This is a genomic window from Streptomyces purpurogeneiscleroticus (genome assembly GCF_020024005.1).
Taxonomy (GTDB): Bacteria; Actinomycetota; Actinomycetes; order Streptomycetales; family Streptomycetaceae; genus Streptomyces; species Streptomyces purpurogeneiscleroticus.
Window position 1 is genome coordinate 1 of record NZ_NHSG01000426.1, and the last position, 2,576, is coordinate 2,576.

Annotated in this window: 3 protein-coding genes; 1 reads left to right on the top strand and 2 read right to left on the bottom strand. The window is 72.6% G+C overall.

The genetic code is table 11. The annotated features are described in order from the left end of the window. Together CCS38_RS31445 and CCS38_RS31450 are read right to left on the bottom strand one after the other, a co-directional pair. Positions 1-1,110, bottom strand: a 1,110-nt coding sequence (locus CCS38_RS31445; protein ID WP_223736735.1) for an adenylate/guanylate cyclase domain-containing protein, incomplete at its 3' end; no start/stop codon positions are given. Between the two features lie 220 nt (positions 1,111-1,330). Then, positions 1,331-2,230 (bottom strand): biotin--[acetyl-CoA-carboxylase] ligase, encoded by a 900-nt coding sequence (locus tag CCS38_RS31450; protein ID WP_223736736.1) that lies wholly within the window; start codon positions 2,228-2,230, stop codon positions 1,331-1,333. 156 nt (positions 2,231-2,386) lie between these two features. Between CCS38_RS31450 and CCS38_RS31455 the strand changes: the two genes are divergently transcribed. Continuing rightward, positions 2,387-2,576 (top strand): carboxyl transferase domain-containing protein (locus CCS38_RS31455; protein WP_308050902.1); only part of this gene is annotated, 190 nt, incomplete at its 3' end.

Below are 2,576 nucleotides of genomic sequence, written 5' to 3' on the forward strand. Positions count from 1 at the left end.
CCACGGCTCGACCACTCCCAGGCCGCGGACCGGGCGCTGCCACATGGGCTGGAGGGCGAAGCGGTACGCGGGGACCGGGCCGTCGCCCTCCTTCTCCGCCGCTGCCGCCTCGGCCTCGGAGACCGGGGCCTCGCCGGTCCGGCTCAGCTCCTCGGCGAACGCCTCGTCCACCAGGACGGTGTCCTTCGGCGCTATGGAGGTGAGCCGGCTGGCCAGATTCACCGTGGTGCCGAAGACATCGCCCATGCGGGTCGTGACCGTGCCGAAGGCAATGCCCACCCGCAGCTCGGGCATGGTCTCGTCATTGGCCATGGTCTCGATGAGGCGCAGCCCGATCTCGGCGGCGGTGCCCGCGTCGTCCGCGGCGTACAGCACCTCGTCACCCAGGGTCTTGATGAGCCGGCCGCCGTGCGCGGCGACCAGGTCGGCGGCCGTGGTCTCGAACGCCTCGACCAGCTCGCCCAGTTCCTCCTCCTCCAGACGGCGGGTGAGGCGGGTGAAGCCGACCAGGTCGGCGAAGCCGACGGCGAGCCGCCGGTCCACCATCTCGGCGTCGTCCTGAGCCTGGACGACGCGGCCCGTCGCGGCGGCGAGCTGCCGGCGCCAGACGTAGACCAGGAACTCCTCCAGCTCGGGCAGGAGCAGCTCGACCAGGGGATACGTGATCTCCGTACGGGTCAGGCCCGAGTCCTGGGGCTCCGTCAGGCCCTCCAGGAAGGAGTCGATCTGCCAGTCGGCGAGCCGCGCCGTGGTCTGCCCGGTCGAGCGGGCGACCTGTACGGCCATCGCCTCGCTCAGCAGTCCGGCCTCCACCAGACCGGAGAGCCGGCGCAGCGCCAGCACGTCGGCCTCGGTGAGCGCCTTGACCTGGCCGATGTCGGCGAAGCCCATGGCCCGCCAGAAACGGGAGGCCAGGTCCATGGAGACGCCGGCGCTGCGGGCCGCCTGGAACGGCGTGTAGCGCCGCTCCGAGCCGAGGATCAGCTGTTCCAGGCGGAGGGCGATGGTGTCGTCGCCGGACTCCCCGTCGGAGCCGTCGTCGGCGGTGTCGGCGGCACGCGGTACCGCTTCCGCTTCGCGCGGTGCTGCGCCCGAGTCGTCGAGGGTCACCGCGCCCTCCTCTTCCGATCCCTGCGCACTGCCCTTCCGATCACTGTTCGCCCGCGGCCCGCTGCCGGACCGATCGCGTCAACGATACGGCAGGTGTGCTCTGGCTCACTCTCACATTCCACACATAACGCATCATTCGCAGGTGTCGAATGTCGTCAAGAACCACCCGGCGCCTCCCGTCGCTCCGTACCGAACCGCTTCCCCGGCCGACGGCGCCCCGCTAACCGGCTTCGCCGGCCGGCCGCAGGTGGACGATGTCGCCCGCCGCCACCGGCAGCTGCACACCGTCGGCGGTGGCCAGAACCAGCCGCCCGTCGCCGTCCAGCGCCACCGCCTCGCCGCGGATCTCCCGGTCGCCGGGGAGCAGCGCGCGGACCGTGCGGCCGAGCGTCGCGCAGCCCGCCGCGTACGCCTCCTGCAGCCCGCAGGCCGCCGGGTCGCCGCCGGCCGCCTCCCAGTCGCCGTACCACTGCTCCAGTGAGCGCAGTACGGCACGGAGCAGCGGGTCGCGGTCGGTGCCCTGGGCGCCGGCCAGGAGGAGCGAGCCGGCGCCGGGCACCGGGAGCTCGTCGGCGCGCAGCGAGACGTTCAGGCCGATGCCGAGGACGACGCCGCCGGCGGCCGCCTCGGCGAGGATGCCGCCCGCCTTGCGCTCCTCGCCGTCCACTGTGAGGAGGAGGTCGTTGGGCCACTTCAGGGCCGTGTCCACGCCGGCCGCGCGGGAGAGCGCGGTGGCGGTGGCGACGCCGGCCAGCAGCGGCAGCCAGCCCCACCGGTCCGTGGGCACCTCGGGCTTGAGGTGGACGGAGAAGAAGAGCCCGGAGCGGGGCGGCGCGGACCACTGGCGGTCCAGCCGGCCGCGACCCGCCGACTGCTCCTCGGCCACGAGCACGCTGCCCGCCGCCGCCTTGCCCTCGGCCGCGCGGGTCGCCAGGTCGGTGTTGGTGGAGCCGGTGACCTGGACCACGTCCAGGGAGGTCCACAGGGAGCCGGGGCGTACGAGGGCCTTGCGCAGCGCCGTCGCGTTCAGCGGGGGGCGGTCGAGGTCGGCCCACCGGCCGCCACTGCCTTTGTCGCGGTTTTCGGGGTTGTCGGGGTTTACGGGTGGTTGAGGCGTCATGCTGCCCACCCTAAGAGGCTCCGGGGCGCCGGAGTGTGGCCAACGACGCAGTGCCGGTGAGCAGCGCCGCCGATACGCTACGAATCGGTAGCCAACCCCTGAGCGAAGCGCCCCCCGTACGAGCACCAGTCCAGGACGAGCAGGAGCCGCATCCCGATGTCCGAGCCGGAAGCACACATCTCCACCACCGCGGGCAAGCTGGCGGATCTTCAGCGACGCATCGAAGAAGCCACCCATGCCGGTTCCGCGCGGGCCGTGGAAAAGCAGCACGCCAAGGGCAAGTTGACCGCCCGTGAGCGGATCGACCTGCTGCTGGACGAAGGGTCCTTCGTCGAGCTGGACGAGT